The organism is Plantactinospora sp. DSM 117369 (genome assembly GCF_053764795.1).
This window is the reverse complement of sequence record NZ_CM132446.1, coordinates 146,177-171,068: the sequence shown is the minus strand read 5'-3', so window position 1 is coordinate 171,068 and position 24,892 is coordinate 146,177. Positions and strand designations below refer to the sequence as shown.

The window sequence follows — 24,892 nt, the reverse complement described above, 5'->3', positions numbered from 1 at the left end:
CCGCGACCGTACGCACCGCCGGTGCGGATCAGAGCCAGCGGTTGCGCCGGAACCAGCGGTAGAGGCCGAGCGAGATCAGCAGCATCAGCGCGAGTACGACCGGATAGCCGTACTTCCAGCCGGTCTCCGGCATGAAGTCGAAGTTCATCCCGTAGATGCCGGCGATCGCGGTCCAGACCGCGGCGATGGCGGCCCAGGCGGCGATCTTGCGCATGTCGTTGTTCTGGTCGACCGTGACCTGGGCCAGCCGGGCCTGGAGGATCGAGTTGAGCAGATCGTCGTAGGAGTTGACCTGCTCCACCGTGCGGGTCAGGTGGTCCTGCACGTCCCGGAAGTACCGCCGGATCTCCTTCGGCACCTCCCGGTTGACCTGCGCGGTCAGCGTCATCATCGGGCGTTGCAGCGGGACGACCGCCCGCTTGAACTCGACCAGCTCCCGCTTCATCTGGTAGATCCGCTGGATCCGGCCGTGCGCCTGCCGGGCGAAGACCTCGCCCTCCAGCACGTCCAGGTCATCACCGACCCGGTCGGTCACCTCCAGGTAGATGTCCACCACCCGGTCCATCACGGCGTACGCCACCGCCCACGGCCCCTGGCGGAGGATCTCCTGCCGGGCCTCCAGGTCGGAGCGGACCGGCGCCAGCCGGCAGGCGTCCCCGTGCCGGACGGTGAGCACGAAGTTCGGCCCGATGAAGAGCATCACCTGGCCGGTCTCGATCACTTCGGAGTTCTCGGTCAGCTCGCCGTGCCGGACGTACCGGACGGTACGCAGCACCAGGAAGCTGACCTCGCCGAAGCGCTCCAGCTTGGGGCGCTGCTCCGCCTTGACGGCGTCCTCGACGGCCAGCTCGTGCAACCCGTACGCCGCCGCGATGCCGGCCATCTCCGCCTGGCTCGGTTCGTGCACGCCCAGCCACACGAAGGCGCCGGGCTGCTGCCGCGCGGCGTCCAGCGCCTCGGCGTAACCGAGCTGTCCCGGCTGGCGTACGCCATCGACGTAGAGCCCGCAGTCGACCACGCCCTGCCCGTCCGGCCGGGAGTTCTCCGGGGTCCGCTGCTGACCGACCTCGGTGCTGAGCATCCGGGTCACCGCCCGCACCGGTGCCGTCCAGGCCCGGGGTCTCGGCCGGCTGTTCCCACTGACCGCCACTCGATCGGAATCGGTTTGATCCGGCATCGCCACCGCCCCCTTTCGGCCCGTTCGGTCGCGGGTTGCAGCGTACGCCGCCGGCACTCGGCGCCGGACATGTCGCGGATCACCCCTGGCGGCGCCGCTGGTGGGACGTGTTCGCCCGCGCCGGCCCGGAAAAGTGGCGCCGGGTGGACCGTCCACGTCGGGGGGTAAGGTGCGGACGGCCCACCCGGCACCGTGGGGGCGGGGGTTCTGTTCCGGGCGCGCCAGCCGCAGCCGGAAGCCTGCCGTCCCGGGGCGGAACGAGCGGCCTCCACGCGAGTGGCGCTCGCAGCATTGTGGGCCGGCTACCGGCGCGTAGGAAGCCCCGAAATTCGCCGACGGCCACTATTGTCAGATATCTGACAGAAGATTCCCACCGAAACGCCCGGTCGGCTTGACATCCGCCCGCCGGCCGAGCGACCGAAGGCCCGGCACCGGCACCGCCCACCCGCTCCGGACGCGAAAAGCCGGGGTACGGCCACCGGGCGGTGTTCGCCCCGGCGGCGTACCCCGGCATCCGTCGCACCGGTCAGCCGTGGAACACCGGTTACTCGCGTACCGCCCGCACCGCGTCGGCGAGCCGGCGGACCCCCTCGTCGATCTGGTCGACGGTCACCCCGGAGTACGCCAGCCGCAATGCGTGCTGGCCCCCCTCCACCAGGAAGTCGCTGCCCTTGACGACCGTGACGCCCCGCTCGGCCGCGGCCGGCGCCAGCCGGTCCACGTGCACGTTCTGCGGCAGCTCGATCCAGAGGAAGTAGCCGCCGTTCGGCTCGGTGAACCGGGCGTCCGGGATGTGCTCCCGCAGTGCGGCGGCCAGCGCGGCGGCCCGCTCGCCGAGCGCGGTGCTGACGGTCCGGATCGACCGGTCCAGGTCGCCGCTGACGCAGAACTGGTGCACGATCGCCTGGGCCACCATGCCGGGCGAGATGTAGAGGTTGGTCGCCTCCTTGGCGATGTCCGCGATCAGCGGGGCGGGGCCGACCAGGTAGCCGACCCGGACGCCCGGGCAGACCGTCTTGGTGAAGCTGGAGGCGTGCACCACGCTGCCCTGCCGGTCGAGCGAGAGCATCGAGGGCAGGGGTTCGCCCCGGAACCGGATGTCCGCGTACGGGTCGTCCTCGAAGATCGTGAAGTCGTACTCGGCGGCGAGGTCGAGCAGGGCCTGCCGCTTCTCCGCCGACAGGGTCACCCCGGCGGGGTTCTGGAAGTTGGGGATGATGTGCGCCAGCTTCGGGCGTACCCCGGACTCGAGCAGTTTGCCCAGCTCGTCGGTGTCGACTCCGTCCGGCTGGATGGTGACCGGGTGCAGCTCACCGCCCTGGCGTTGCAGGTTGAGCAGGGTCCGGTCGTAGGTCGGCCGCTCCACCACGACCGCGTCGCCGGGGCGTACCAGGTGCTGGAACAGGAACGCGTCGGCCTGGAGGGACCCGTTGGTGACCAGGACCTGGTCGACCTCGACGCCGTGCTTGTCGGCGATCCACTTCCGCAGGGGCGGGTATCCGACGGATGTCCCGTACCCGGTGATGCCGGCGGGGTCGGCGTCGAACGCGCGTCCGGCCGCGGCCTTCAGCCCCTCGATGTCGACGATGTCCAGCGACGGCGCCCCACGGGCGAAGGAGATCAGCTGCTCGACAGTCATGACTACCCAGCGTACGGGCGCTGCCAGCGTCCCGGGCGGAGGCACGACAATGTCCGTATCTTGGGCGACCGAAACCGGCCGGCGGGCGATTCGCCCCGGCTGGTGACGGTCCGGCGCCCGCTGGACGGGACGGCCGGACCCTCGGGCTTCGGGTCGGTCAGATCGAGGCGACCGCCGGGGCGCCGACCCAGACCCGGACGATGTCCCGGACCGAGATCATCCCGATCACCTCGCCGTCGTCCAGCACCACCAGGTGCCGAAAGCCGCCCCGGGACATCGCCTCGGCGGCCTCGTGCACCGTCCAGTCCGGTCCGGCGTAGACCACGTCCCAGGTCAGGTGCGCGGCGGTCCGTTCGACGTCGACGTCGAGGCCGGCACCGACGGCCTTGAGCACGTCGCGCTCGGTCATGATGCCGATGCCCTCGGAGTCGGGGTCGACGACGACCGCGGAGCCGACGCCCCGCTCGGCCATCATCTCGGCGGCCTGCCGGAGGGAGTGCTCCGGGCCGACCACCAGGACATTGCTGGACATCGCTTCACGTACCCGCATCACTCATCACATCCTTGGGACGGGGACACCGGTTAGGGACAGACTGGACGTTCGGCCGGGGAACCACAAGCGGCGGTGTGGGCGGCGGGACCGGGGTGGCTAGTCTCGACGCGTGTCCACAGAGCCCCTACGCTGCGCCGGAGCCCTGATCGTCGACGACGAGGGCCGGATCTTCATCCAGCGACGGTCCCCTCACCGGAAGCTCTTTCCCAACACCTGGGACATCGTCGGTGGTCACCTCGAACCGGGCGAGACGGTCGAAGAGGCGCTGTTCCGTGAGGTCACCGAGGAGACCGGCTGGACCGTCTCGCTGGTGCTGGGCACGGTCGGCGAATACCGGTACACGCCCGACGACGGCATCGACCGGATCGAGACCGACTTCCTCGTCCGGGTCGACGGCGACCTCGCCCGCCCCCGGCTGGAGGCGGGCAAGCACACCGAGTTCCGGTGGCTCGGCGAGGACGAGGTCGCCGTGCTCGACGAGCACCGCGACGTCAACGACGGGCTGATCCGGCGGATCGCGGAGGACGGTTTCCGCGCCCTGCACCTGATCGGCCTGTGAACGACCCGGTCCCGCTCGCCCCGCACCAGGCCGCCGCGCTGGTCTGGCCGGCCGTCGACCGGGTCTTCCGCACCGTCATGGCGACCACCCGGGTCCGGGGCGGCGCCGAACTGATCCAGAGTTACGGCGGGCCGGCCGCGACCGGCTTCCTGATCGACTTCCGGACCCGGCTGGCGGCACCCGGCGGCACCATCGACCGCGCCGGGCTGGCCGCCCTGCTCCGCTACGGCGACCTGGCCGAGTGCCAGCGGGTACTGGACAAGCAGGTCGCGCACGGGATGCTGTACCGGCTGCCGGACGGCGGCGTGCTGGCCACCGAGCGCGGCCGGGCCTTCCTGGCCGAACTCGCCGAGCTGCACGCCGAGGTGACCGGGGAGATCTGGGCCGGGCACCCCGAACGGGTACGCCGGCTCGTCGGCATCCTCGGCCGGCTGCTCTCGGCCGCGCTCGACGGGCTGCGTCCCGCCGAGCTGCCGGTACCGGGCACCGGGCACGGTCACCTGCCACCCACCCCGGCCGAGACCGTCCCGGTCGACGGGCCGACCGACGGGCGGGCGTTCGAGGCGGTGGCACCCCCGTACGAGCCGGACGGCACCCCGCCGGGCGTGCTGCTGCTGAACCGGCTCGGCACGCTCCGGTACCACCGCGCCGACGCGCACGCCGCCGCGTGGCAGGCCGCCGGGCACACCGCCCGGAGCATCGCCGAACTCGCGGCGGGGCCGGAACGGCTCGCCATCGAGCTGGAGACGGACCGTCGGGCGGCCGGCCCGTACGCCGGGCTGACCCCGCCGGAACGGCTGCGGCTCCTCGCCGACCTGGCCGCGCTGCCCGGTTGAGCACCGGGCCCGCCCGCCTCCCGGAAGAGCTGCCGCAGCTCGCCTTCCGTTACCTGCCTCGACGGGTGGTTTCCGCCCGTTCACCCAGCGTTGCATCGACATGGGTTAGCCGGCTGTTTGCCGGGAATTCGTACTCCTGACACGCAGCGCTATCCTCCGTGCGTTGGACGTGTCGCGAGGAAGGACCCGGAATGATCGGTGTGGTACTGGCCGCGGGGGCGGGTCGCCGGCTGCGGCCGTACACGGACACCCTGCCCAAGGCACTCATTCCGGTCGACGGCGAGACCACGATCCTCGACATCGCGCTGCACAACCTGGCCGAGGTCGGGCTGACCGACGTGACCGTGGTGGTCGGGTACGCGGCCGAAGCGGTCGAGGCCCGGCAGTCCGCCCTCTCCGACCGGTACGGCGTGAAGCTCAGCCTGGTGCACAACGACCGGGCCGAGGAGTGGAACAACGCGTACTCGCTCTGGCTGGCCCGGGAGCACTTCGCCCAGGGCGCGCTGCTGGTCAACGGCGACACCGTGCACCCGGTCGACGTGGAGCGGACCCTGCTCGCCCGGCGCGGCCCCGGCATCCTGCTCGCGGTCGACACCGTGAAGAAGCTCGCCGACGAGGAGATGAAGACGGTCTTCGACGACTCCGGCCAGCTCGTCCGGATCAGCAAGCTGATGGACCCGGCGCAGGCGTACGGGGAGTACATCGGGGCGACCGTGATCGAGTCCCGGGTCGCCGGTGAGCTGGCGGACGCGCTGGAGGCGACCTGGCGGCGCGACCCCAACCTCTACTACGAGGACGGCTACCAGGAGTTCGCGCAGCGCGGTGGCGAAGTGCGGGCGGCACCCATCGGCGACCTGCCCTGGGTCGAGGTCGACAACCACGAGGACCTGGCCCGAGCCCGGGAGATCGCATGCCACTACTAGCCCGTACCGTCAACACCCCGCTGGTGATCGACGTGCGCCGCGGCGCGGTCGCGGACCTCGGCGCGCTGCTGGCCGACCGGAGGATCTCGGCCGGCGGCGAGGTGGCGGTGGTGGTCGGCCCCGGGCAGGGCGAGCGGATCGCCGAGCTGTGCCGGCCGGGTCTCGGCAACGCCGACGTCTTCACCGTGACCGGCGGCACCCTGGACGCGGCCCAGGAACTCGGTGAGAACCTGCGCCGCCGCTCCTACGACGCGGTGGTCGGGATCGGCGGCGGCAAGACCATCGACACCGCCAAGTGGGCCGCCTCGCGCTACGGCATCCCGATGGTGACCGTGGCGACCAGCCTGGCGCACGACGGCATCGCCTCGCCGACCGCCTCGCTCGACCACGACGGCGGCAAGGGCTCCTACGGGGTGCACATCCCGATCGCCATCGTGGTCGACCTGGACTTCGTGGAGAACGGCCCGGACCGGCAGACCCAGGCCGGGATCGGGGACGCGCTGAGCAACCTCAGCGCGGTCGCCGACTGGGAGCTGGCCCACCGGGTACGCGCCGAGCCGATCGACGGGCTCGCCGTCACGCTGGCCCGCTCCGGTGCCGAGGCCCTGCTCAACCACCCCGGGAAGATCACCGACGACGCCTTCCTGACCACCCTGGCCGAGGCGCTGATCCTGGGCGGGATCGCCTCCTCGATCTGCGGCTCGACCCGGCCGGTCAGCGGCGGCTGCCACGAGATCTCGCACGCGCTGGACCGGCTCAACCCGGGTGCCGCGTCGCACGGCGAGCAGGTCGGGCTCGGCGCGCTCTTCTGCACCTACCTGCGCGGCGACCTGGAGCGGTTCGGCCAGCTCGCCTCCTGCCTGCACCGGCACGGGCTGCCCACCACCCCGACGGAGCTGGGGCTGACCGACGAGGAGTTCGTGGCCGCCGTCCACTATGCCCCGAGCACCCGGCCGGATCGATACACCATTCTGGAACACCTCGACCTGGCTCCTGACGCGATCGGTGAACGGCTGGCAAACTACGGCGATGCAATCCGTGAACATCTCGGCTGACCTGGTGTCCCCGCCCACCGCCGCCGACTTCTACCGGGTCAACCGGGGCGGTGGCCTGTTCAGCGAGGCGATCAGCCAGCGGATCGGCGCCGCCCTGGCCCTGGCCGCGCACCGGATGGGGCTGCCGCCCACCGCGCTGACCATGGGCAACCTGGTGCTCGGGCTGGCGGTGTCGGTGACCGTGGTGACCCTGGCCGGGCCGGTCGCCGCCGGGGACGTACCGGCCTGGGTGGTGGGGCTGGTCGCGCTGCTCGGCTGGCAGTTGGCGTACGCCCTGGACTGCGCGGACGGGCAGCTCGCCCGGGTCACCGGCCAGGGCAGCCCGGCCGGCGCCCGGGTGGACGTGCTCTGTGACGTGGCAGCCCAGATCGCGCTGGTCACCGCGCTGTCGGCGACGGCGGTGGCGCAGCGGCCCTCGGCACCGATCTGGCTGGTCGCGGCTTTCGCCGGCACCTGGATGGTCAATCTGGTGACCTCGGTGATGGCGGCCGGCCCGAACGCGGCCAGCATGGTCACCTCGACCTCGCTGCCGGTCCGGCTGGTGAAGCTGATCCGGGACTACGGTGCGGTGATCTTCCTGGCCGGGCTGGTGCTGACCGTCGTACCGGAGTGGACCACCTGGCTGATCGCCGCGTTCACGGTCGTCAACGGCGGCTTCCTGCTGGCCAGCATCGCCTTCTCGGCCCGCGCCTCGCTCCGCTGACCTCGGCCGCACCCGTCGGGCCGCACCGGCGGCCGGCGGGTGCGACGCGCAGGCCGACCACCGGCCGGGGTGGTCAGCGCCGCGCCAGCCCGGCGTAGACGTCCAGGAGTTGCTTGGTGACCACGTCGGGGTGGAAGGTGCGCTCGTAGCGGGCCCGGGCCAGCGGGGCCACCTCGGCGGCGGTCTGCCGGGCGGTGGGCAGCGCCGCAGCCAGCTCGGCCGGTTCCGGCCGGACGAGCCAGCCCGCCGCACCGGCCGGGTCGTCCGCGCCGACCAGGTACGGGATGCCGCCGAGCGCGGTACCCAGCACCGGGCGGCCGGCGGCCAGCGCCTCGATCACCACCGTGGGCAGCACGTCGTGCCAGGTCGGCACGGCCAACACCACGGCGGTGGACCGGAGCGCGGCGGCCACCCCGGCCCGGTCCAGCGGGCCGAGGAACTCGACGTCGGCACGCTCGGCGGCGGCCGCCTCCGCCAGCGGACGCAGTTCGCCGTCCCCGGCGATGCGCAGCGGGCCGAGCGCGCCGTCGGGGTGCCGGCGCCAGGCGTCGAGCAGCAGCCCGACCCCCTTCTCCGGGGAGAGCCGGCCGAAGAAGAGGAAGCCCTCGCCGAGCGGCGCCGGGATGCCGGGATCCGGGATGCCGTTCGGCTTGACCACGATCCGCTCGGTCGGGATGCCGTAGTCGCGCAGGTGCGCGGCGATCCCGGAGGTGAGCGCGATGTAGCGGTCCACGGAGCGCCAGGTCGGCCGGTGCACGGCCAGCGTGGTCGCCATCAGCGCGCTCTGCGCCCGGGAGCCCCGGTAGCAGCGGTGCACGATCGCCGGCACCCCCAGGGCCCGGCCCCGGCAGTCCTGGCAGATCTTGCCGTCCCGGAAGTAGAGCCCGGAGGAGCAGACCTGCCGGTAGTTGTGCACCGTCTGCACCACCGGTACCCCGTGCCGGTGCGCGGTCCGGACCACCCAGGGCGAGAGCAGCGGGTACGGGTTGTGCAGGTGCAGTACGTCCGGCCGGTGCTCGGTGATCAGCCGGCTCAGCTCCTGCTGCGCCTTTGGCGCGTAGATCGGCGAGATCGGCAGCAGCGCCTTGGCGGCCGGCGAGAACTCCGCGATCTCGTCGGAACTGCGCAGGAAGGGATGGACGGTCACCCCGGCGGCCCGGAGCTGACTGATCTCCTGGTCGACGATGGTGTTCTCGCCGGACGGCTGCGCCTCGCGGTACCGGTTGTGCGCCACGATCACCTGCACGCCGGTCGCTCCTCCTCCATGATCACGTCCTCCCGCCGTCCGCGCGTCGGGCGCGTGGCCGGGATTGAACGCTACCGTTTATCTCGTGCCTGAGTTACCTGAGGTGGAGGCGCTCGCCGGCTACCTGCGCGAGCGGGCGGTCGGCCGGCGGGTAGACCGGATCGAGGTGGCGGCGATCAGCGCCCTGAAGACGTACGACCCGGCGCCGTCGGCGGCCGCCGGTCGGGAGGTCGTGGGCGCGGGCCGGCACGGCAAGTTCCTCGACGTGACGCTGGCCGGCGACGGTGTGCCGGAGCTGCACCTGGTGGTGCACCTGGCCCGGGCCGGCTGGCTGCACTACCGGGACGCGTTCAACTCGGGCGTGCCGCTCAAGCCCGGCAAGGGCCCCATCGCGCTGCGGGTACGCCTCGACGACGGGTCCGGTTTCGACCTGACCGAGGCCGGTACCCAGAAGAAGCTCGCCGTGTACCTGGTGACCGATCCGAGCCAGGTGCCCGGGGTGTCCCGGCTCGGGCCGGACGCGCTCGCCGCCGACCTGTCCACCTTCGCCGAGCGGCTGCGCGGCCGACGGGGCCAGGTGAAGGGCGTGCTGACCGACCAGGAGGTGCTGGCCGGGGTCGGCAACGCGTACTCGGACGAGATCCTGCACGCGGCGAAGCTGTCGCCGTTCGCGCTGACCAACCGGCTCACCGACGAGCAGATGGCGGCGCTGCACGAGGCGACCCGGCAGGTGCTCGGGGACGCGGTGGCGCGATCGCTCGGTCAGCGGGCGGCGGAACTGAAGGGGGAGAAACGGGCCGGATTGCGAGTGCACGCCCGGACCGGGCTGCCCTGTCCGGTCTGTGGCGACACGATCCGTGAGGTGTCGTTCGCCGACTCCAGCCTGCAGTACTGTCCGAAATGTCAGACCGGCGGCAAGCCGCTCGCCGACCGCCGGCTCTCCCGGCTGGTCCGCTGACGGGGGTCGACGCCGCTCCCGCGCCGAGTGATCGGCGTTCGCGGCTGCGTGGTCATGCTTGTAGCTTGAGCGATCCTGCTTGTACGGTAAGTGATCCCGGCTCGTACACCGGGTCAAAAACGCCCACTGGTCAAGAAACCGGCAACCGCCGGGCTCTACCGCCACCGCTATCCGTCGGTATAGTGACCCCGGTCTGCGACTCCGCTGTGGGCGGCCCGGCTCTCGTTGCCGGCGGGGCGGACGGGGTGCTTTCCTTCGGGTCGGTGTCCCCGGCGATCACAGTTCGGCCTCCGCGCCGCGAGACGGCGCTCCGGACCGAATGAGGATCGGGGCCTGCATGGGAGAGACTGAGACGGTGGGCGACCCGAGCCCTTACGGCAAATGGGCGGCACGTGTCACGCGGGAGGACGTGGGTGAGGTGACGACAAGCCTCCAGCGCCCGGTAGGCAGCGGCCAACCGAGTACTCTGCGTCACGTCGACAGCTTCGAGATCCAGCCACCGACCACTCCACAGCCGAACGGGGTACCCCGTTCGGCGTGGGCGCGGGCGCGTCGGCGGGTGTCCCGCTGGCACCGGCCGTACATCGCGATCCTGCTGCTGCTGGACTTCGGTGCGGCGGTACTGGCGAGCTGGCTCGCGATCTCGCAGTTCGAACAGGCCCGGGCCGGCTTCCAGATCAACGACGACGACGCCACCTGGTTCCACACCGTGTCGTACGTCCTGCTCCCGATCGGCTGGTTGATCCTGCTCTGGGGCAACGGCGCGTACGACCGCCGCTACCTCGGGCTCGGCACCGACGAGTTCAAGCGGGTCACCCGGGCCGGGGTCGCGGTCGCGGCCAGCGTCTCGTTCCTCGCCTTCGCCACCAAGACCGACCTGTCCCGACTCACCGTCGGCACCGCGCTGCTCGGCGCCCTGCTGCTGATCCTGCTCGCCCGCTCCGCCGCCCGGTTGATCCTGCACACGGTGCGCCGGCGGGCCGGGCAGGCCGCGCAGCGGATCGTGCTGGTCGGCACCCTGCCGGAGGCGCTGGAGGTCTACACGGCGATCAGTCGCAGCCCGGCCGCCGGGCTGATCCCGGTGGCGATCCACCTCACCGACGGTTACGCCGCGGCCCGGGGCATCGAGACGCCGATCCCGGTCTACGCCGGCCGGGACATCCTCTCCCTGGTCCGCGAGGTCGGTGGCGACACCATCGCGGTCTGCGGCTCGGCCAGCACCGAGCCCGGCGAGCTGCGCCGGCTGGCCTGGCAACTGGAGGGCTCCGGCGTCGACCTGATCGTGGCGCCGCAGCTCACCGACATCGCCGGCCCCCGGGTGCACATCCGGCCGATCGAGGGCCTGCCGCTGCTGCACGTCGAGGAGCCGACGCTCTCCGGCCCGGCGCTGCTGGCCAAGAACCTGCTCGACCGGCTCGCCGCCGGGCTGGGGCTGCTGCTGCTGATCCCGCTTTTCGTCGCGATCGCGATCGCGATCCGGATCTCCGACCCCGGGCCGGTCTTCTTCCGGCAGCCCCGGGTCGGGCACGAGGGCCGGACGTTCCGGGTCTGGAAGTTCCGGACCATGTACGTCGACGCCGAGCAGCGCCTCGCCAGCCTGGTCGACCAGAACGAGACCGACGGCATGCTGTTCAAGATCAAGCAGGATCCCCGGGTCTTTCCGGCCGGGCGGTTCCTCCGGGCCAGCTCGCTCGACGAGCTGCCTCAGTTGATCAACGTACTCTGGGGCGAGATGTCCCTGGTCGGTCCCCGCCCGCTCCCCGCCGACGACGGTGACTTCCTCGGCGACGTACGGCGCCGGCTGCTGGTCCGGCCCGGCATCACCGGGCTGTGGCAGGTCTCCGGCCGCTCCGACCTCTCCTGGGACGAGGCGGTCCGGCTGGACCTCTACTACGTCGACAACTGGTCGCTGGCGTACGACCTGAGCATCCTGTGGCGGACCGTCGGGGTGGTACTGGCCCGCAAGGGCGCGTACTAGCGGATACCCCCGGCGAGGCGGATACGGCCCGACCGGTGGCTTGGCGAACCGGTCGACCAACCGTCAGGATCTCTACGTGGGGTGGCCTAACCTGTCCACGGCGGTCGCCGTGGTGGCGATGATCAGTGCGCTGGCGGCTGCCCTCTTCGCCGTCGTCCGGCTCCGGGCCCGGCAGGGCATCGCCACCGCCACTCAGCGGGCCACCTACGACGTGCTGCACACCGCCGGGCTGGCCGCCGAACCGCTGCGCGCCGGGCTCACTCCGGCCGGCGCGGCCAAGGCAGTACGCCACCTGCGTACCCTGGTCGGCTCCGCCGGACTCGCGCTGGCCGACCAGGACCGGTTGCTCGCCCTCGACGGGCGCGGCGGCCACCACGGCGAGCAACTCCTCGCCGCCGCCGCCAACACCATCAGGACCCGCCGGTCGACCGTGCTCGGCGAGTCGGACCTGCGCTGCGACCGGGTCGACTGCCCGGTCCGGGGAGCGGTGATCGCGCCGCTGACCGGTCCCGACGGCCGGGCCGGCGCGGCGCTGGTGGCGATCGCCGACGACCAGCCGGCGCCCGGCCTGGTGCAGGCCGCCCTGGAGACCGCGCACTGGGCCGGTGCCCAACTCGCGCTCGCCGAACTCGACTCGTCCCGGGAGCGGCTGGCCCGGGCCGAGGTACGCGCCCTGCGGGCCCAGATCAGCCCGCACTTCATCTACAACGCGCTGACCGCGATCGGCTCGTTCGTCCGGACCGACCCGGAGCGGGCCCGGGAGCTGATCCTGGAGTTCGCCGAGTTCACCCGTTACTCGTTTCGGGCGCACGGCGAGTTCACCACGCTCGCCGAGGAGCTGCGCTCGATCGACCGCTACCTGACCATCGAACGGGCCCGGTTCGGCGACCGGCTCCAGGTGAAGTTGCAGATCGCCCCGGAGGTGCTGCCGGTCAGCCTGCCGTTCCTCTGCCTGCAACCGCTGGTCGAGAACGCCGTCCGGCACGGGCTGTCCCGCAAGCCCGGGGTGGGGATGGTCAGCATCGAGGCCCGGGACGCCGGGGCAGAATGCCACATAACGATCGAGGACGACGGGGTCGGGATGGACCCGGCGGTGCTGGCCGCCGGCATCGCCGAGGCCGCCGCCGACCCGGCCGACGACTCCGGCCAGCACGTCGGTCTCTCCAACGTGGACGAGCGGCTCCGGTCGGTCTTCGGGGACCAGTTCGGCCTGGTCGTCGAGACCGACCTGGGATCGGGTACGAAGGTGAGCATGCGGATACCGAAGTTCCACCGCCATGTCCGGGCAAGCGCGTGACCGCCTGCGCGCACGTGCACCCGAGCGGGCGGGCGACCCGGAAGGCTGATCCGTGACCGGTTTCCTGCGCGTCCTGGCCGTCGACGACGAGCCACCCGCGCTCGACGAGCTGGCGTACCACCTGCGGGCCGATCCACGGGTGTCCCGGCTGCACACCGCCGGGGACGCGACCGAGGCGCTGCGGGTGCTCCGGGACGCCGACGTCGACGTGGTCTTCCTCGACATCCGGATGCCCGGACTCGACGGCATGGAGCTGGCCCGGGTACTCCGCCGGTTCGCCCGGCCACCGGCGATCGTCTTCGTCACCGCGTACGACGACGGGGCGGTCGACGCCTTCGACCTCGGCGCCACCGACTACGTACGCAAGCCGGTCCGGGCCGAACGGCTCGCCGAGTCGCTGCGCCGGGTGGTCGGCTCCCGGGTGGTACCCACCCATCCGGCGGCACTGGCCCGGGCCGAACCCGACCCGACGATCCCGGTCGAGCTGGCCGGCACCACCCGGATGCTGCCCCGCTCGGCCGTACGTTGGGTCGAGGCGCAGGGCGACTACGCCCGGCTGCACACCGCCGACGGCTCACACCTGGTCCGGGTGCCGCTGGCCACCCTCGCCGAGCGGTGGGCCGACGCCGGGTTCGTCCGGATCCACCGGTCCTACCTCGTGCAGCTCCGGCTGATCGCCGAACTCCGGCTCGCCAACTCGGGCTACGTGGTGGTGGTCGACGACACCGAGCTGCCAGTCAGCCGACGGCACACCCGGGAGCTGAAGGACAAGCTGGTTCGGGCCGCCAAGCAGGACTGGAACCGCTGACGGCTGTCGGCGTACCCGGTCAGGGGGCTGCCGGGCGTCGAGCTCGGCGGCCCGGGCGGCGAGGTAGCGGCGCTCGGGCAGGCTCGCCGTGCGGCGGGCGGCCTCCCGGTAGCCGAGCGCCGCCCCGGCCGGGTCGCCGGAGAGTTCCCGCAGGTGGGCGCGGGTGGCGAGCAGCCGGTGGTGGGTGGCCAGCCGCTTGTCGGCGGCGAGAGTGTCCAGCAGCGCCAGCCCGGCGGCCGGCCCCTGCACCATGGCGACCGCGACCGCCCGGTTCAGCGTCACCATCGGGTTCGGCGCGAGCTGTTCCAGCAGGTCGTAGAGGGCGAGGATCTGCGGCCAGTCGGTCTTGTCGACATGTTCGGCCTCGTCGTGCACCGCCGCGATCGCCGCCTGCACCTGGTACGGCCCGACCGGCCCCCGGGGCAGTACCTCGGTGATCAACGCGATCCCCTCGGCGATCCGCTCCCGGTCCCAGCTCTGCCGGTCCTGCTCGGCCAGCGGCACCAGGCTGCCGTCCGGACGGGTACGCGCCGGCCGGCGGGCGTCGGTGAGCAGCATCAGGGCGAGCAGCCCGGCCACCTCGGCGTCGTCTGGGAGCAGCCGGCGCAGCCAGCGGGTGAGCCGGAGCGCCTCGGCGGAGAGTTGCGGCGCGGTCAGCTCCGGCCCGGTCGACGCGGTGTAGCCCTCGTTGAAGATCAGATAGAGCACGTGCAGCACCGCACGCAGCCGCTCGGCCCGGTCCCGCCCCCCGGGCAGCGCGAACGGCAGTCCACTGGACTTGATGGTCTGCTTGGCCCGGCTGATCCGCTGGGCCATCGTCGCCTCCGGCACCAGGAACGCGGCGGCGATCTGCCCGGTGGTCAGGCCGCCGACCGCGCGCAGCGTCAACGCGATCTGGCTGGCCTCGGAGAGCGCCGGATGGCAGCAGAGGAAGAGCAGGGTCAGCGAGTCGTCCCGGTCCGTACCCGGATCGGCGTCCGCCGGCCGGCCCAGCAGCTCGGCCTGCGGGGTCGCCGCGATCACCGCGTCCTCCCGGCGCCGCCGCGACGCCTCGCTGCGGAACTCGTCCAGCAACCGGTGTACGGCGACAGTGACCAGCCAGCCGCGAGGATTGTCCGGAATCCCCTCGGCCGGCCAGTGCAGGGCGGCCCGGAGCAGCGCCTCCTGGGTGGCGTCCTCGGCGGCGTCGAACCGGCCGTAGCGGCGGGCCAGCGTGCCGAGGACCTGCGGTGCCAGTTCGCGCAGCAGGTCCTCGACACTCCGGTCCGCGATCACCCGTCCTCGCCGTCGCTCGGTCGTCACGCCAGGTCGGCGGCGGACTCGTGCAGGATCGGCCAGACCTCGACGGGTTCCTGGTCGGCCCAGGGCATGTCGGCGGCGATCTCGTACGCCCGCGCCTCGCTGGAGCAGTCCAGCAGGTAGAAGCTGGCGATGTACTCCTTCGTCTCCAGGTACGGCCCGTCGGTGACCGCCGGGGCGCCACCCTCGCGGCGTACCAGCCGGGCCGCGGCGGCGTCGGCCAGGCCGTAACCGCCGATCAGTTCACCGGTCTCGTGGTACCGCCGGTTGAACGCGTCCTGCTTGGCGATCTCCGCCGGCCACGATTCGGCCAGGATCGAGTCCCACTTCTCCTGGTTGCCATAGATCAGCAGCAGGTACTTCACCTCGGGTCCTCCGCTTCCGTCTCCGCGTACCCCGCCGGCACGCAGTCACCCTACGGACGGAGCCGTGCCGGCGTCCTCGACATCGCCGGCACTTTCCGGGACCGCCATTTCCCCGCACCCGTCCGCTAGTCGGCGAGGGCGCGGGCGAAGACCGAGGGGGAATGCGGCTCGGCGCCGAACACGACGGTGGTGCCGGCGGCCCGGTCGACGGCGTCGTCCCAGCCCGGCGGGGCGGCGTCGGCGCCGCCCGGACCGAGCCGGGCGACCAGGTAGCCGGCCTCGCCCGGCCCGTCCACCACGCAGAGCGTCAACCGGTTGACCAGCAACCACTGGTCGTCCTGAGCCGGGCCGGGTGCCTCGACCGCCAGCCGCAGCACGGGGGAGCCGTCCACCAGCTCGAAACGGACGGCCTCCGGAGGAAGGAAATCAGGCATCCGGCGAGTATGCCGGTCGCCGATCACGGCGGCCCTCGGGCCGGCCCGCCCGGGTGAACCCGGCGGATAGTCTCGATCGCTGGCGACCTGCCGGCTGCGCGACTCACCAACGGGGGAAGAGAAGATGCCACCATCACGTCCGACCGTCACCCGCCGGGCTCTACTCGGAGCCGTCGTGCTCGCGCCGCTGGCCGGCTGTGCCAAGGACACGAGAACGGCATCCCCGCACCCTTCGGCTCCCCCTTCCGCCACGCCTCCGTCCACCGCGCCGCCCACTGCCGCAGCACCGCGACGCCACGACCACCTGGTCCGGTTGGAGCGCAAGTTCGACGCCCGGCTCGGGGTGTACGCCCTCGCCACCGGCACCGGCACCGTCGTCGCGCATCGGGCGGACGACCGGTTCGCGTTCTGCTCGACGTTCAAGGGACTCGCCGCGGCGGCGGTGCTGGCCCGCAACCCGATGTCGCACCTGGACACCGTCGTCCGGTACGCCGAACGCGACCTGACGGCGAACGCCGTCATCACCCGGCGGCACGTCGGCAGGGGGATGACGATCCGGCAACTGTGCGATGCCGCGGTCCGGCACAGTGACGGCACCGCCGGCAATCTCCTGCTCCGGGATCTCGGCGGGCCGGCCCAGTTGACGGCGTACACGCGCAGCCTCGGTGACACGGTCACCCGGATGGACCGGATCGAGCCGGCGATCACCCAGGCCACCCCGGGAGATCCGCGCGACACCACCTCGCCAAGGGCGATCGGCACCGACTACCAGAAGATCGTGCTGGGCGACGCCCTCGTACCCGAGAAGCGCGCCTTCCTCCGCGACCTGCTGGAACGCAACGCCACCAGCGTCGGCGCCCGGCGCATCCGGGCCGGCGTGCCGAAGGACTGGACGGTGGCCGACAAGACCGGGACCGGCGGCTACGGCACAGTCAACGACGTCGGCGTCGTCTGGCCCCCGGGTTCCGCGCCGCTGGTCATCTCGATCATGAGCAGCAAGGCCACCCGGGACGCCGAGTACGACCAGGCGCTCATCGCCGAGGCCACCGCGTACGCGGTGGCGACCCTGAGTTGAGCTGGCCGGTCGCCAGCACGTCCGGCACTGCCCTCCCGGCCGCAGGCACACCGCGGCCGTTGCCCGGCGGTGCGACAATGCACTACTTCTCGCGGGTGTGGCGCCCGGACCAGTCAGGAGCGCCAACGCCAGCGATGCTGACACCAGTGCACCGGTCGCGCCGTGCGGCGGGTCGGTGCGCCACACGGGGGAGATTTCAGATGCTCGACTCCGCGACGACCCAGGTGCTCGAACCTGTGCCACCACCACCGCCGAAGCGGGGTCGTACGCGTAGCCACTGGCTGCTGGCCGCCGGGCTGTTGATCGTGCTGCTGGCCGGTGCCACGCTGTTCGCGCTCGCGCCGCTGCGCAGTCCGCTGCCCGCGGCGGCCGTCACCCGTACCCTGCCGGAGGCGACGACGATCCCCGGCAAGGCACCGGTGGTGCCGTGGCCGAGGACCGGGCAGGCCGCGCTCTCGGTCGAGGGAGTCGGCTCGCTCGGCACGTCCGGCGGCGGCGAGCCGGTGCCGATCGCCAGCGTGACCAAGGTGATGACCGCGTACGTCATCCTCACCGAGCACCCGCTCGACCGGGGTGAGCACGGGCCTAAACTGACCGTCAGCGCGGCGCAGGCCGCCGCGTACCCGGCGGAGCTGGCCCGGGGCGAGTCCCTGGTGCCGGTCGTCGCGGGCGCCGTGTTCACCGAACGGCAGGCCCTCCAGGCGGTGCTGCTGCCGTCGGCGAACAACATGGCCCGGATCCTCGCCGCCTGGGACTCCGGCAGCGTCGCGGCGTTCGTGGCGAAGATGAACGTCACCGCCGACGCGCTCGGCATGAAGGACACCCACTACACCGACCCGTCCGGGCTCGACCCGGGCACCGTGAGCACCGCCGTCGACCAGGTGATCCTTGCCCGCAAGGCGATGCAACTGCCGGCGTTCGCGGAGATCGTGGCGCAGCAGAAGGCCACCCTGCCGGTCGCCGGGGTGGTGAAGAACTACAACTCGCTGGTCGGCCGGGACGGCGTGGTGGGGATCAAGACCGGCTCCACCGACGAGGCGGGCGGCTGTCTCGTCTTCGCCGCCGTCGTCAGGGTCGGCGGCCGGAAGATCACCATCGTCGGCGCCGTCCTCGGCCAGCCCGGCGCGAACACCCCCGTACAGCTCGACCGGGTCTTCAAGGCGACCCGGCCACTGGTCCGCACCGCCACCACCGCCCTCAAGATGCACCCGGTCGTCCGCAGCGGCGACCAGGTCGCCACCGTGACCGGCCCGCTCGGCACCGGCACCACCATCCACGCCGGGAAGGACCTGACCGTGCTCGGCTGGCCCGGCATGCGGGTACGCCTGGACGTCGAGATCCCCGCCGTACCGGCCCGGCTGCCGGCGCAGACCGAACACGGCCAGGTCACCGCGACCGCCGGCGACGGCGGCCCGGTCAGCGGCGCGCTACACAGCGGGGCGCGGCTGGAACCGCCGAGCACCTGGGACCGGATCCGCCACCACCGCTGAGCGGCCTTGGCATTTACCCTGTGCGCCGGCCCTGGCCGGGCCGGGACCGCGCCTGCACCTGCCACGTCGAAGGCCCCGGACGGGACTCGTGTCCCTGCCGGGGCCTCGCGCTTGGGTGAGGAGTCTCGGATCGGTCAGGACTTCGGCTGGGTGAACCGGATGCTGTTGCCGAAGGGGTCACGCAGGCCGCAGTCGATCCCGTACGGGCGCTCGGTCGGCTCCTCGGTGAACTCGACGCCCCGGCCCAGCAGCGTCTCGTACGTCTTGCGGCAGTCGTCGGTGCTGAAGATCAGCCAGCCGCCCGTCGCGCCCTTGGTCACCAGCTCCCGGACCTGCTGCGCCGTCTCCTCGGACAGTGCCGGCGGGCCGGGCGTCGTCAGCAGGATCTGCCGCTCCGGTTCGCCGGGGACGTTCACGGTCAGCCAGCGCATGAAGCCGAGGTCGGTGTCCGTGTTGACCTCCAGACCGAGCTTGCCGACGTAGAAATCAAGGGCCTCATCCTGGTCGAGGACGTAGATCTGCGAGTGCGTGATGGCGTTGAACATGTCCATCACGCTACGGCCCGAGCCGGCCGGAAACTTATCCAAAACTGCTCAGTCGGTGGAACGTCTCGGCAGCTCAGCGCGGTCAGGCGGTCGGACGCGTCCAGGCCATCGTGAAGCAGGTCGGCACGTCCCTGGCCACCGCCTCCTTCCGGTACGTCCTCGGCGAGCGGCCGACGATGTCACGGAACGTACGGCTGAAGGTCCCCAGGCTGCCAAAGCCGACAGCGAAGCAGATGTCGGTCACACTGCGATCGGTTTCCCGGAGCAGGAACATCGCCCGCTCGACCCGACGCCGCTGGAGGTAGCGGTGCGGCGTCTCGCCGAACGTCGCCCGGAAGGTACGCGTGAAGTGCGCCTCCGACACGTGGGCGATCCGCGCCAGCGCGGGTACGTCCAGCGGCTGCGCGTACGCCCGGTCCATGGCGTCCCGTGCCCGGAGCATCCGGCGGTTGCTCTCTTCCGTGGCACGGCTCACGACACCATCACACCACGCCCTCGGCCGCGGCAGTGAGAAGGATGCGGAGGTCAGTGCGATGACACGCCCTGGACGATCGGTGCCACCATTCCACCGGACACCCTCCGTCGCGCCCAGCCGGCCCGGTCGTACGTCGCCTCGCCTCCTTCCCCACCGTCGGCCCGTTCCACGGCCAGCCGATGTAGGACGCGGTGCGTGCGCGCCGCGCGGTTCCGGTTGAAGGGGTTCCGTGCAGGAGCCCGACGACAAGGGTCGTCCGTCCGGCGAGGAAACGCCGACGGCCGGGTGCCGGAGTCGGTACCCGGCGTGCCGGGGCATCCATTTCCACGTTGGCTCCACGCCAACGAGTTCTCGGCTCAGAGCGTCCTCGGCCGACTACCCAAACGCCCTGCTCCGCCCGACCAACGTCCCACCTCACAGCCCGGATCGTGGACTGACCCCGCTTCGGCCCGGCACAGCCATGCAGCGATCACGGCTGCCGGGCTGGGCGCCCGGACAACAGTTCTGTGCAGCTCTGTGCAACGCGTTGCCAAAGGCGGCAGTGATGGCTTTACTTCAGGCCAAGAATTGCTGAGCCCGTAACGGAGGGCGTGCGGCGGATGCCAATGACTATCGCTCAATTGGCAACAACTCAGCAGACACTGAAGGGATTTGGTATCAGACAACCATGATCAGGGTCAGCGTGAGGGCGCCGGCAAAGGTGAACCTCCACCACAGTGTCGGTCCGAGGCGAAACGATGGCTACCACGAGCTGGTAACGATCCTGCAGGCCGTGTCGCTTTACGACGAGGTGAGCGCGGAATTGGACGACGGCCTGACTGTCGACGTACAGGCCAAACAGTCGATCGCCGTTGACCAGGTTCCTCACGACAGCACCAACCTCGCCATAAGGGCCGCAATGGCCTTGGCCGAGCGGGCAGGAGTCGACCCTAATGTGCGACTCACCCTGACGAAATCCATTCCCGTCGCCGGCGGGATGGCCGGGGGGAGTGCGGATGCGGCAGCCGCGCTGGTTGCCTGTAACGAACTCTGGAAAACGGGCCTCAACCGAGAGGACCTCAGGGAGATCGCAAAACGATTGGGCTCCGATGTGCCGTTTCCCCTATTCGGCGGTACCGCCCTGGGAACAGGGAGGGGAGAGCGTCTGACAGGAATCCCCACCGAAGGCCGCTTTCATTGGGTCTTCGCGTTGACCAAGCAGGGAATGCCGACACCGCTGGTCTATTCGGAATACGACCGGTACCACCAGTTGGACGGACGGGCGATCCTGGATCCCTCGCGGCCGTCGGGCGATCTCATGGGGGCATTGGCCAGTGGGGACCCCAAGGAACTCGGCCTCGCGCTCATGAACGACCTCAACAAGATATCGGTCAGAATTCGTCCCGACCTGCAACGAACGCTGAACGTGGGCGTGGACTTCGGTGTGCTGGGCGCATCGATACCCGGGACCGGGCCGACGTGTGCGTTTCTGATCGAATCTCAGGACCACGCGCCGGTTCTGGCCAGACACCTGGTCTCGTCGGGCTCCTGCCACGCTGCGGTTTATGCGTACGGCCCGGTTGGTGGCGCGGAGATCGTGGAGTATTCGGCACCGGTCGCGGAAATTTCCTGAACAGCGTATGCGAGCAGTGGGAGAACAAGTGGGTAACGTATCTTCCAACGGAGAGATGAACGCCGCCGACGCGAACTACTACTTCATCGGCAATCTACCGTACGGGAACGTCTCGATGTCAGCCGTTGCGTTCGTCCAGGGGCCCGTGGACGTCGACCGCCTGACAAGCCAGCTTGCCGCGATCTGCGACCGGGTAGACCGGCTCAAGCAGGTTATCCGGCCGTCCCTGCTCGACATCCTGCCGCCCACCTGGATCCTCGACGACGCCTTCGACGTCTCGGACCACATTGAGGAGCGTCCCCTGCCAGCCGGTTCCACGGCGGACATGATCATGGGCGAGGTGGATGTCATACACAGCGCAGCGTGGAACCTCACCCGCCCTCCTTGGCGGATCACGGTTTTGAACTCACGGGACGGCGGTGAATCGGCAATCGTTGCCAGGTTTCATCACTCCCTCACCGACGGTGCGAACCTGATCGCCATCTTCGCCGGCCTGAGTGACGGGAAGCGGGAAGGTACGGAAACCTCCCTTCACACCGGTGCGGCCCGAAGCTCGCGAGGCTCTACCTCCGCGATGGTGGCGACGAGGCCCATGTCTGACGTGAACCGGTCGGCTACGAGGACGGCAGGTGTTCGACATTCCGGCGGGTACCGGGCTACCGTCGATGCCGTACGGTCACTGTTTTCACAAACCCCGTACGGGGAGGCTCCTGACAGCAGACGAAGGTCCTGCATTTTCCGGGTCCCACTGCATGAGTGGCGTGGCGCCGCGCATGAGCGGGGCGGAGGCGTGAATGAACTTCTTCTGGCGTTCGCCGCCCGGGTGACGGGGAGATACTTCGAAGCTGTTGGAGTCGCGCTCCCAGAGGTCCTGGTGTCTATGCCGGTCAACAGGCGGGACGGCACCACCACGCAGGATGGCGGGAACGTGTTCGGCTCAGCGCTCGTCAGGATTCCTGACCAGCCCGGCCTGACTGAAGACCTTTCGCGGATCAAACAAATAGCTGGCGCCAAGCGGCACGAAGCTCTTGTCGGAACGGCCAACCTCGTTGACCTGGGAATCCGGCTCCTGCCGGGACGCCTGAGAGGTTATACGGCCTTCAAGAGGAAGAGCGTGGTCCAGGCCGGAACAACCAACCTCATAATTCCAGGCTCCCTGTCTCTCGGAGGGAGCGCGATATCGAAGATGTTTGTCCTGCCGCCAGCCGTGGCCAGCTCGTTGTGCATCTCCGCACTCACCTATCAGGACAGTCTGCACTCCTGCATTACCACGAACGAAGGATACGTTCGGAACTGGAAGATGCTCAAGCGTGTTGCGCTCGAAACGTTGGAGGAGTTTTCGGTCCGTCCAGTTGAGTTTCACGGGCGGTGAGGACGGGGTTCGTGGCCGATATACCCCGGAATTGCTCCACCGGGACCATCGGGCTCCTCTGCACGTTTCTGGTTCTCAACTTCTCCTACAGAACAGTGACCGGGTTGGCAGCCGACCCCATCATCTCCGAGCTACGACTAAGCCCGGCAGAGTATGGAGCGATATCCAGCAGCTTCTACCTATTTTTCAGTCTGTCGTCGATCCTGGTGGGGCTTGTAGCCTATCGGGCGTCATCGCGACTCCTGTTGGGGCTTCTCTCCCTGCTATGCGCGATGGCGCTGGCCATGGTCTTCACTCCCGCCCTGGGTCTCATCACCCTGGTGGCCGCTCTGATCCTTCTCGGGATCGCTGCGGGCCCGGGGAACTCCCAGGCATACAACTGCGCATTCACCTGGTATCCCGAAGAGTCAAGGTCCCGGGCGTCCACGACCCTGGCAGTCGCCACAGCGGCGTCCGTGCTAGCAATACCGGTCCTTCAAACAGTCGTCACCGCACTCGGTTGGCGGTCTGGATTCGGTGCTCTAGCCATCGCCGGAGTTGCCTGGTCCACCGTCTGGCTCCGCCGTGCCAGAGATGGACCCTATGGTGACGTCCATCCCGACCAGGATGTCCCCGCGTCGTCGACTCGGCTCACCCACCGGCAGGCATGCGCCCGCATCTTCTCTACCGGAACGTGGATCGGATGCGTCGTATCCGGATTCGGCGTCGCTTGGGGATTCTCGGTGGCGGGCGCTTGGCTACCTCTCTTTCTGAGCCGGGCGGGGGGCTTCTCCGATCAACACATCGGTCTCGTGATCGCTGTACCCGGGGCCTTGTCCGTGCTTTTCCTCCTGATGTCCAACAGGCTTGCTCGGACGCTTACGGATCGCGGATTCGCCCGGCGCACTGTCCACCGGATCTTCAACGGCGGAGTTGTTGCGCTAGCCGGCGCCAGCATGATTGCCATGGCAGCGGTGAACAGCCGCCCGTGGAGCCTTGTTTTCATGAGCCTAGCGTTCTCGGTCGGTATCGTGCAAACATCATTCTCGAATTCTGCGATAGCGGATATAAGTCCCCCTGCGCAGCGTGGCGCGAGTCTTGGCGTGCGCTATGCGGTTACCTCGGTCGCGAGTGTCATCGCACCTTTCGTCACGGGGCTGATCGTTAGCCAGAGCGTGAATGGGTTTGCGTGGTCGTTCTTTGTGAGCGGGGTACTGCTGCTCTCCTGCGGCCTGGTGTCGATCGCGATCGTGAACCCCGCGCGGGATACGTTCAACAGGGCTTTCGACAATACGACGGTCGGTCGAACGGTGGGTTCGTCGACGCAGTAGCCCGCGAATGACACACGAAGGAGCTCGTCCGCACCATGTCGGTTCACGCAAAGGTCTGGTCATGTTTGTCGTACCCCGGATAGGAATTGGAATCGACGTTCACGCTTTCAACGGCGAACGTCCATGCTGGGTCGGTGGCCTTCGATGGGAGGGAGTCCCGGGCCTGGACGGCCATACCGACGCCGACGTCGCCGCCCATGCGGCCTGTGACGCCCTCCTGTCCGCTTCCGGGTTGGGGGACGTGGGGAGTGTCTACGGTGTCGATGATCCGGATTGGGCGAACGCCAGCGGCCGTCGGGTTCTCGCCGATACGGCACTGCGCGTACGCAACGCCGGCTTCGAGATTGGCAATGTCGCAGTTCAGGTTGTGGGAAGTACGCCAAAAATCGCCCCGCGCCGCAACGAGGCCGAGAGGGTACTGTCAGAGGCCGTCGAGGCGGACGTGCGGATAACGGGGACGACGACCGACGGGCTAGGCTTCCTCGGGAGAGACGAAGGGCTGGCCGCGATCGCAACGGCGTTAATCTATCGCGCAACGCCCTGACCCTGTCCTCGATGTTCCCTGGCCTCCGCGTTCACTGGACGGCCAGGGATCCGCTGCGGTCGCCCACCACCAGGGCGGCTCCTGAGGCGGTCGTCGCCCGCAAGTTCCACGCGTTCCTGCGTACCGGCATCACCGACGCCGGATCAGAAGGAACCAGGCGCGTCGTCAAACCGCCGCCCGCGACTCCTACGGCTCGCGCAACACCGACAGCCAACGCCTCCGCACCCGCACCGCCGCCGCCGTCCGGCATCACCAGGACACCGCAACCCCGCCGAACTCGAAGAGTCCCGTAGCCGATTACGGTAATCTTCGGGCCTGCGCGGGTCGTCCTCACCTGGCAAGTGCCTTCCGAGACAGGCGATCAGGGCCTTCGAGAAGCCCGACCATTCCTACTCAGTGGGCACCTCCTTGTTCTTATCAAGGGCCGGACGTCCTCATCCAAGAGTCCGGGACATGTGACCAGGGGACCGAGTTCGTCGAGTACGGCGCGACTATGCTCGATCGCCTCACGATGGTCCAGGGGCATGATCAGATCTCGGAGGCCGCAGTGCCGGTAGCGACACCGACCGGTCCCCCGCGTCCGTCGGATGTGGACACGCCGGAGGCGTTTGTCGTCCGCCTGGCCCACCTCCGGCGGTG

The 24,892-nt window shown here is 70.2% G+C and carries 23 protein-coding genes and 1 pseudogene; 15 read left to right on the top strand and 9 right to left on the bottom strand.

The features are described 5' to 3' along the window. Positions 1 to 28: 28 nt before the first annotated feature. The 3 genes from corA to ACSMXO_RS00775 form a co-directional block, all read right to left on the bottom strand. Positions 29 to 1,177, bottom strand: a complete 1,149-nt coding sequence (gene corA, locus ACSMXO_RS00785; protein ID WP_346263171.1) for a magnesium/cobalt transporter CorA — start codon at positions 1,175 to 1,177, stop codon at positions 29 to 31. A 544-nt stretch (positions 1,178 to 1,721) separates the two neighbouring features. Then, positions 1,722 to 2,816 (bottom strand): aminotransferase-like domain-containing protein, encoded by a 1,095-nt coding sequence (locus ACSMXO_RS00780; protein WP_455416356.1) that lies wholly within the window; start codon positions 2,814 to 2,816, stop codon positions 1,722 to 1,724. Positions 2,817 to 2,973: 157 nt separating this feature from the next. After that, positions 2,974 to 3,366, bottom strand: a complete 393-nt coding sequence (locus tag ACSMXO_RS00775; protein ID WP_346263173.1) for a CBS domain-containing protein — start codon at positions 3,364 to 3,366, stop codon at positions 2,974 to 2,976. Between the two features lie 112 nt (positions 3,367 to 3,478). Between ACSMXO_RS00775 and ACSMXO_RS00770 the strand changes: the two genes are divergently transcribed. The 5 genes from ACSMXO_RS00770 to ACSMXO_RS00750 all read left to right on the top strand — a co-directional run bounded on the left by ACSMXO_RS00770 (position 3,479) and on the right by ACSMXO_RS00750 (position 7,445). Beyond that, positions 3,479 to 3,928 carry an NUDIX hydrolase gene (locus tag ACSMXO_RS00770; protein WP_455416355.1) on the top strand — a complete coding sequence of 150 codons (450 nt, stop codon included), beginning with the start codon at positions 3,479 to 3,481 and terminating at the stop codon, positions 3,926 to 3,928. Further along, positions 3,925 to 4,764 carry a hypothetical protein gene (locus ACSMXO_RS00765; RefSeq protein WP_455416354.1) on the top strand — a complete coding sequence of 280 codons (840 nt, stop codon included), beginning with the start codon at positions 3,925 to 3,927 and terminating at the stop codon, positions 4,762 to 4,764. The genes ACSMXO_RS00770 and ACSMXO_RS00765 overlap by 4 nt, the downstream gene beginning before the upstream one ends. 191 nt (positions 4,765 to 4,955) lie before the next feature. Next, complete coding sequence (locus tag ACSMXO_RS00760) at positions 4,956 to 5,687, top strand: phosphocholine cytidylyltransferase family protein (RefSeq protein ID WP_346263176.1); 732 nt, start codon at positions 4,956 to 4,958, stop codon at positions 5,685 to 5,687. Then, positions 5,675 to 6,742, top strand: a complete 1,068-nt coding sequence (locus ACSMXO_RS00755) for an iron-containing alcohol dehydrogenase family protein (protein WP_455416353.1) — start codon at positions 5,675 to 5,677, stop codon at positions 6,740 to 6,742. The genes ACSMXO_RS00760 and ACSMXO_RS00755 overlap by 13 nt, the downstream gene beginning before the upstream one ends. Further along, complete coding sequence (locus ACSMXO_RS00750) at positions 6,717 to 7,445, top strand: CDP-alcohol phosphatidyltransferase family protein (protein WP_346263178.1); 729 nt, start codon at positions 6,717 to 6,719, stop codon at positions 7,443 to 7,445. The genes ACSMXO_RS00755 and ACSMXO_RS00750 overlap by 26 nt, the downstream gene beginning before the upstream one ends. A 73-nt stretch (positions 7,446 to 7,518) precedes the next feature. Here the strand turns inward: ACSMXO_RS00750 and ACSMXO_RS00745 are convergent, their stop codons facing one another. Beyond that, entirely contained in the window at positions 7,519 to 8,691 is a 1,173-nt protein-coding gene (locus ACSMXO_RS00745; protein ID WP_455416352.1) for a glycosyltransferase family 4 protein, read from the bottom strand. Positions 8,692 to 8,776: 85 nt separating this feature from the next. Between ACSMXO_RS00745 and ACSMXO_RS00740 the strand changes: the two genes are divergently transcribed. The 4 genes from ACSMXO_RS00740 to ACSMXO_RS00725 all read left to right on the top strand — a co-directional run bounded on the left by ACSMXO_RS00740 (position 8,777) and on the right by ACSMXO_RS00725 (position 13,732). Next, positions 8,777 to 9,649 (top strand): Fpg/Nei family DNA glycosylase, encoded by an 873-nt coding sequence (locus ACSMXO_RS00740; RefSeq protein ID WP_455416351.1) that lies wholly within the window; start codon positions 8,777 to 8,779, stop codon positions 9,647 to 9,649. A gap of 409 nt (positions 9,650 to 10,058) precedes the next feature. Then, positions 10,059 to 11,627, top strand: a complete 1,569-nt coding sequence (locus ACSMXO_RS00735; RefSeq protein WP_346263192.1) for a sugar transferase — start codon at positions 10,059 to 10,061, stop codon at positions 11,625 to 11,627. 118 nt (positions 11,628 to 11,745) lie between these two features. Then, a complete protein-coding gene (locus ACSMXO_RS00730; RefSeq protein WP_455419121.1) occupies positions 11,746 to 12,924 on the top strand; it encodes a sensor histidine kinase in 1,179 nt (392 codons plus the stop codon). Positions 12,925 to 12,976: 52 nt separating this feature from the next. Next, positions 12,977 to 13,732 (top strand): LytR/AlgR family response regulator transcription factor, encoded by a 756-nt coding sequence (locus tag ACSMXO_RS00725; RefSeq protein WP_346263182.1) that lies wholly within the window; start codon positions 12,977 to 12,979, stop codon positions 13,730 to 13,732. A 39-nt stretch (positions 13,733 to 13,771) separates the two neighbouring features. On the opposite strand, the pseudogene ACSMXO_RS00720 reads toward ACSMXO_RS00725, so the two are convergent. From ACSMXO_RS00720 to ACSMXO_RS00710, 3 genes and pseudogenes are all read right to left on the bottom strand, one after another. Further along, positions 13,772 to 15,007, bottom strand: a pseudogene (locus ACSMXO_RS00720) (RNA polymerase sigma factor); the annotation flags it as partial. Positions 15,008 to 15,030: 23 nt separating this feature from the next. Then, positions 15,031 to 15,396 (bottom strand): YciI family protein, encoded by a 366-nt coding sequence (locus ACSMXO_RS00715; protein ID WP_346263184.1) that lies wholly within the window; start codon positions 15,394 to 15,396, stop codon positions 15,031 to 15,033. A gap of 125 nt (positions 15,397 to 15,521) precedes the next feature. Continuing rightward, positions 15,522 to 15,830 carry a hypothetical protein gene (locus tag ACSMXO_RS00710; protein ID WP_346263185.1) on the bottom strand — a complete coding sequence of 103 codons (309 nt, stop codon included), beginning with the start codon at positions 15,828 to 15,830 and terminating at the stop codon, positions 15,522 to 15,524. 124 nt (positions 15,831 to 15,954) lie between these two features. Between ACSMXO_RS00710 and bla the strand changes: the two genes are divergently transcribed. Next, entirely contained in the window at positions 15,955 to 16,905 is a 951-nt protein-coding gene (gene bla / locus ACSMXO_RS00705; protein WP_455416350.1) for a class A beta-lactamase, read from the top strand. 200 nt (positions 16,906 to 17,105) lie between these two features. Next, positions 17,106 to 18,395 (top strand): D-alanyl-D-alanine carboxypeptidase family protein, encoded by a 1,290-nt coding sequence (locus ACSMXO_RS00700; protein WP_455416349.1) that lies wholly within the window; start codon positions 17,106 to 17,108, stop codon positions 18,393 to 18,395. Between the two features lie 134 nt (positions 18,396 to 18,529). On the opposite strand, the gene ACSMXO_RS00695 is transcribed toward ACSMXO_RS00700, so the two are convergent. Continuing rightward, positions 18,530 to 18,940 carry a VOC family protein gene (locus tag ACSMXO_RS00695; protein ID WP_318398443.1) on the bottom strand — a complete coding sequence of 137 codons (411 nt, stop codon included), beginning with the start codon at positions 18,938 to 18,940 and terminating at the stop codon, positions 18,530 to 18,532. Positions 18,941 to 19,022: 82 nt separating this feature from the next. Continuing rightward, the gene (locus ACSMXO_RS00690; RefSeq protein ID WP_455416348.1) at positions 19,023 to 19,415 is read right to left on the bottom strand and encodes a helix-turn-helix domain-containing protein; all 393 of its coding nucleotides are present in this window, start codon (positions 19,413 to 19,415) and stop codon (positions 19,023 to 19,025) included. Between the two features lie 667 nt (positions 19,416 to 20,082). Here ACSMXO_RS00690 and ACSMXO_RS00685 point away from each other — a divergent pair. From ACSMXO_RS00685 to ispF, 4 genes are all read left to right on the top strand, one after another. Then, positions 20,083 to 21,027 carry a 4-(cytidine 5'-diphospho)-2-C-methyl-D-erythritol kinase gene (locus ACSMXO_RS00685; protein ID WP_455416347.1) on the top strand — a complete coding sequence of 315 codons (945 nt, stop codon included), beginning with the start codon at positions 20,083 to 20,085 and terminating at the stop codon, positions 21,025 to 21,027. 55 nt (positions 21,028 to 21,082) lie between these two features. Continuing rightward, positions 21,083 to 22,399, top strand: coding sequence for a wax ester/triacylglycerol synthase domain-containing protein (locus ACSMXO_RS00680; protein WP_455416346.1), 1,317 nt, complete (start codon positions 21,083 to 21,085; stop codon positions 22,397 to 22,399). Positions 22,400 to 22,410: 11 nt separating this feature from the next. Continuing rightward, positions 22,411 to 23,709, top strand: a complete 1,299-nt coding sequence (locus tag ACSMXO_RS00675) for an MFS transporter (protein ID WP_455416345.1) — start codon at positions 22,411 to 22,413, stop codon at positions 23,707 to 23,709. Positions 23,710 to 23,770: 61 nt separating this feature from the next. Continuing rightward, complete coding sequence (gene ispF / locus ACSMXO_RS00670) at positions 23,771 to 24,253, top strand: 2-C-methyl-D-erythritol 2,4-cyclodiphosphate synthase (protein ID WP_455416344.1); 483 nt, start codon at positions 23,771 to 23,773, stop codon at positions 24,251 to 24,253. Positions 24,254 to 24,892: the final 639 nt, after the last annotated feature.

Excerpts from the sequence above, each read along its gene's own strand:
- corA (WP_346263171.1), bottom strand. The coding sequence starts at position 1,177 with ATGCCGGATCAAACCGATTCCGATCGAGTGGCGGTCAGTGGGAACAGC.
- ACSMXO_RS00780 (WP_455416356.1), bottom strand. The coding sequence starts at position 2,816 with ATGACTGTCGAGCAGCTGATCTCCTTCGCCCGTGGGGCGCCGTCGCTG.
- ACSMXO_RS00775 (WP_346263173.1), bottom strand. The coding sequence starts at position 3,366 with ATGCGGGTACGTGAAGCGATGTCCAGCAATGTCCTGGTGGTCGGCCCG.
- ACSMXO_RS00760 (WP_346263176.1), top strand. The coding sequence starts at position 4,956 with ATGATCGGTGTGGTACTGGCCGCGGGGGCGGGTCGCCGGCTGCGGCCG.
- ACSMXO_RS00755 (WP_455416353.1), top strand. The coding sequence starts at position 5,675 with ATGCCACTACTAGCCCGTACCGTCAACACCCCGCTGGTGATCGACGTG.
- ACSMXO_RS00750 (WP_346263178.1), top strand. The coding sequence starts at position 6,717 with ATGCAATCCGTGAACATCTCGGCTGACCTGGTGTCCCCGCCCACCGCC.
- ACSMXO_RS00730 (WP_455419121.1), top strand. The coding sequence starts at position 11,746 with ATGATCAGTGCGCTGGCGGCTGCCCTCTTCGCCGTCGTCCGGCTCCGG.
- ACSMXO_RS00710 (WP_346263185.1), bottom strand. The coding sequence starts at position 15,830 with ATGCCTGATTTCCTTCCTCCGGAGGCCGTCCGTTTCGAGCTGGTGGAC.
- bla (WP_455416350.1), top strand. The coding sequence starts at position 15,955 with ATGCCACCATCACGTCCGACCGTCACCCGCCGGGCTCTACTCGGAGCC.
- ACSMXO_RS00700 (WP_455416349.1), top strand. The coding sequence starts at position 17,106 with ATGCTCGACTCCGCGACGACCCAGGTGCTCGAACCTGTGCCACCACCA.
- ACSMXO_RS00695 (WP_318398443.1), bottom strand. The coding sequence starts at position 18,940 with ATGTTCAACGCCATCACGCACTCGCAGATCTACGTCCTCGACCAGGAT.
- ACSMXO_RS00685 (WP_455416347.1), top strand. The coding sequence starts at position 20,083 with ATGATCAGGGTCAGCGTGAGGGCGCCGGCAAAGGTGAACCTCCACCAC.
- ACSMXO_RS00680 (WP_455416346.1), top strand. The coding sequence starts at position 21,083 with ATGAACGCCGCCGACGCGAACTACTACTTCATCGGCAATCTACCGTAC.
- ispF (WP_455416344.1), top strand. The coding sequence starts at position 23,771 with ATGTTTGTCGTACCCCGGATAGGAATTGGAATCGACGTTCACGCTTTC.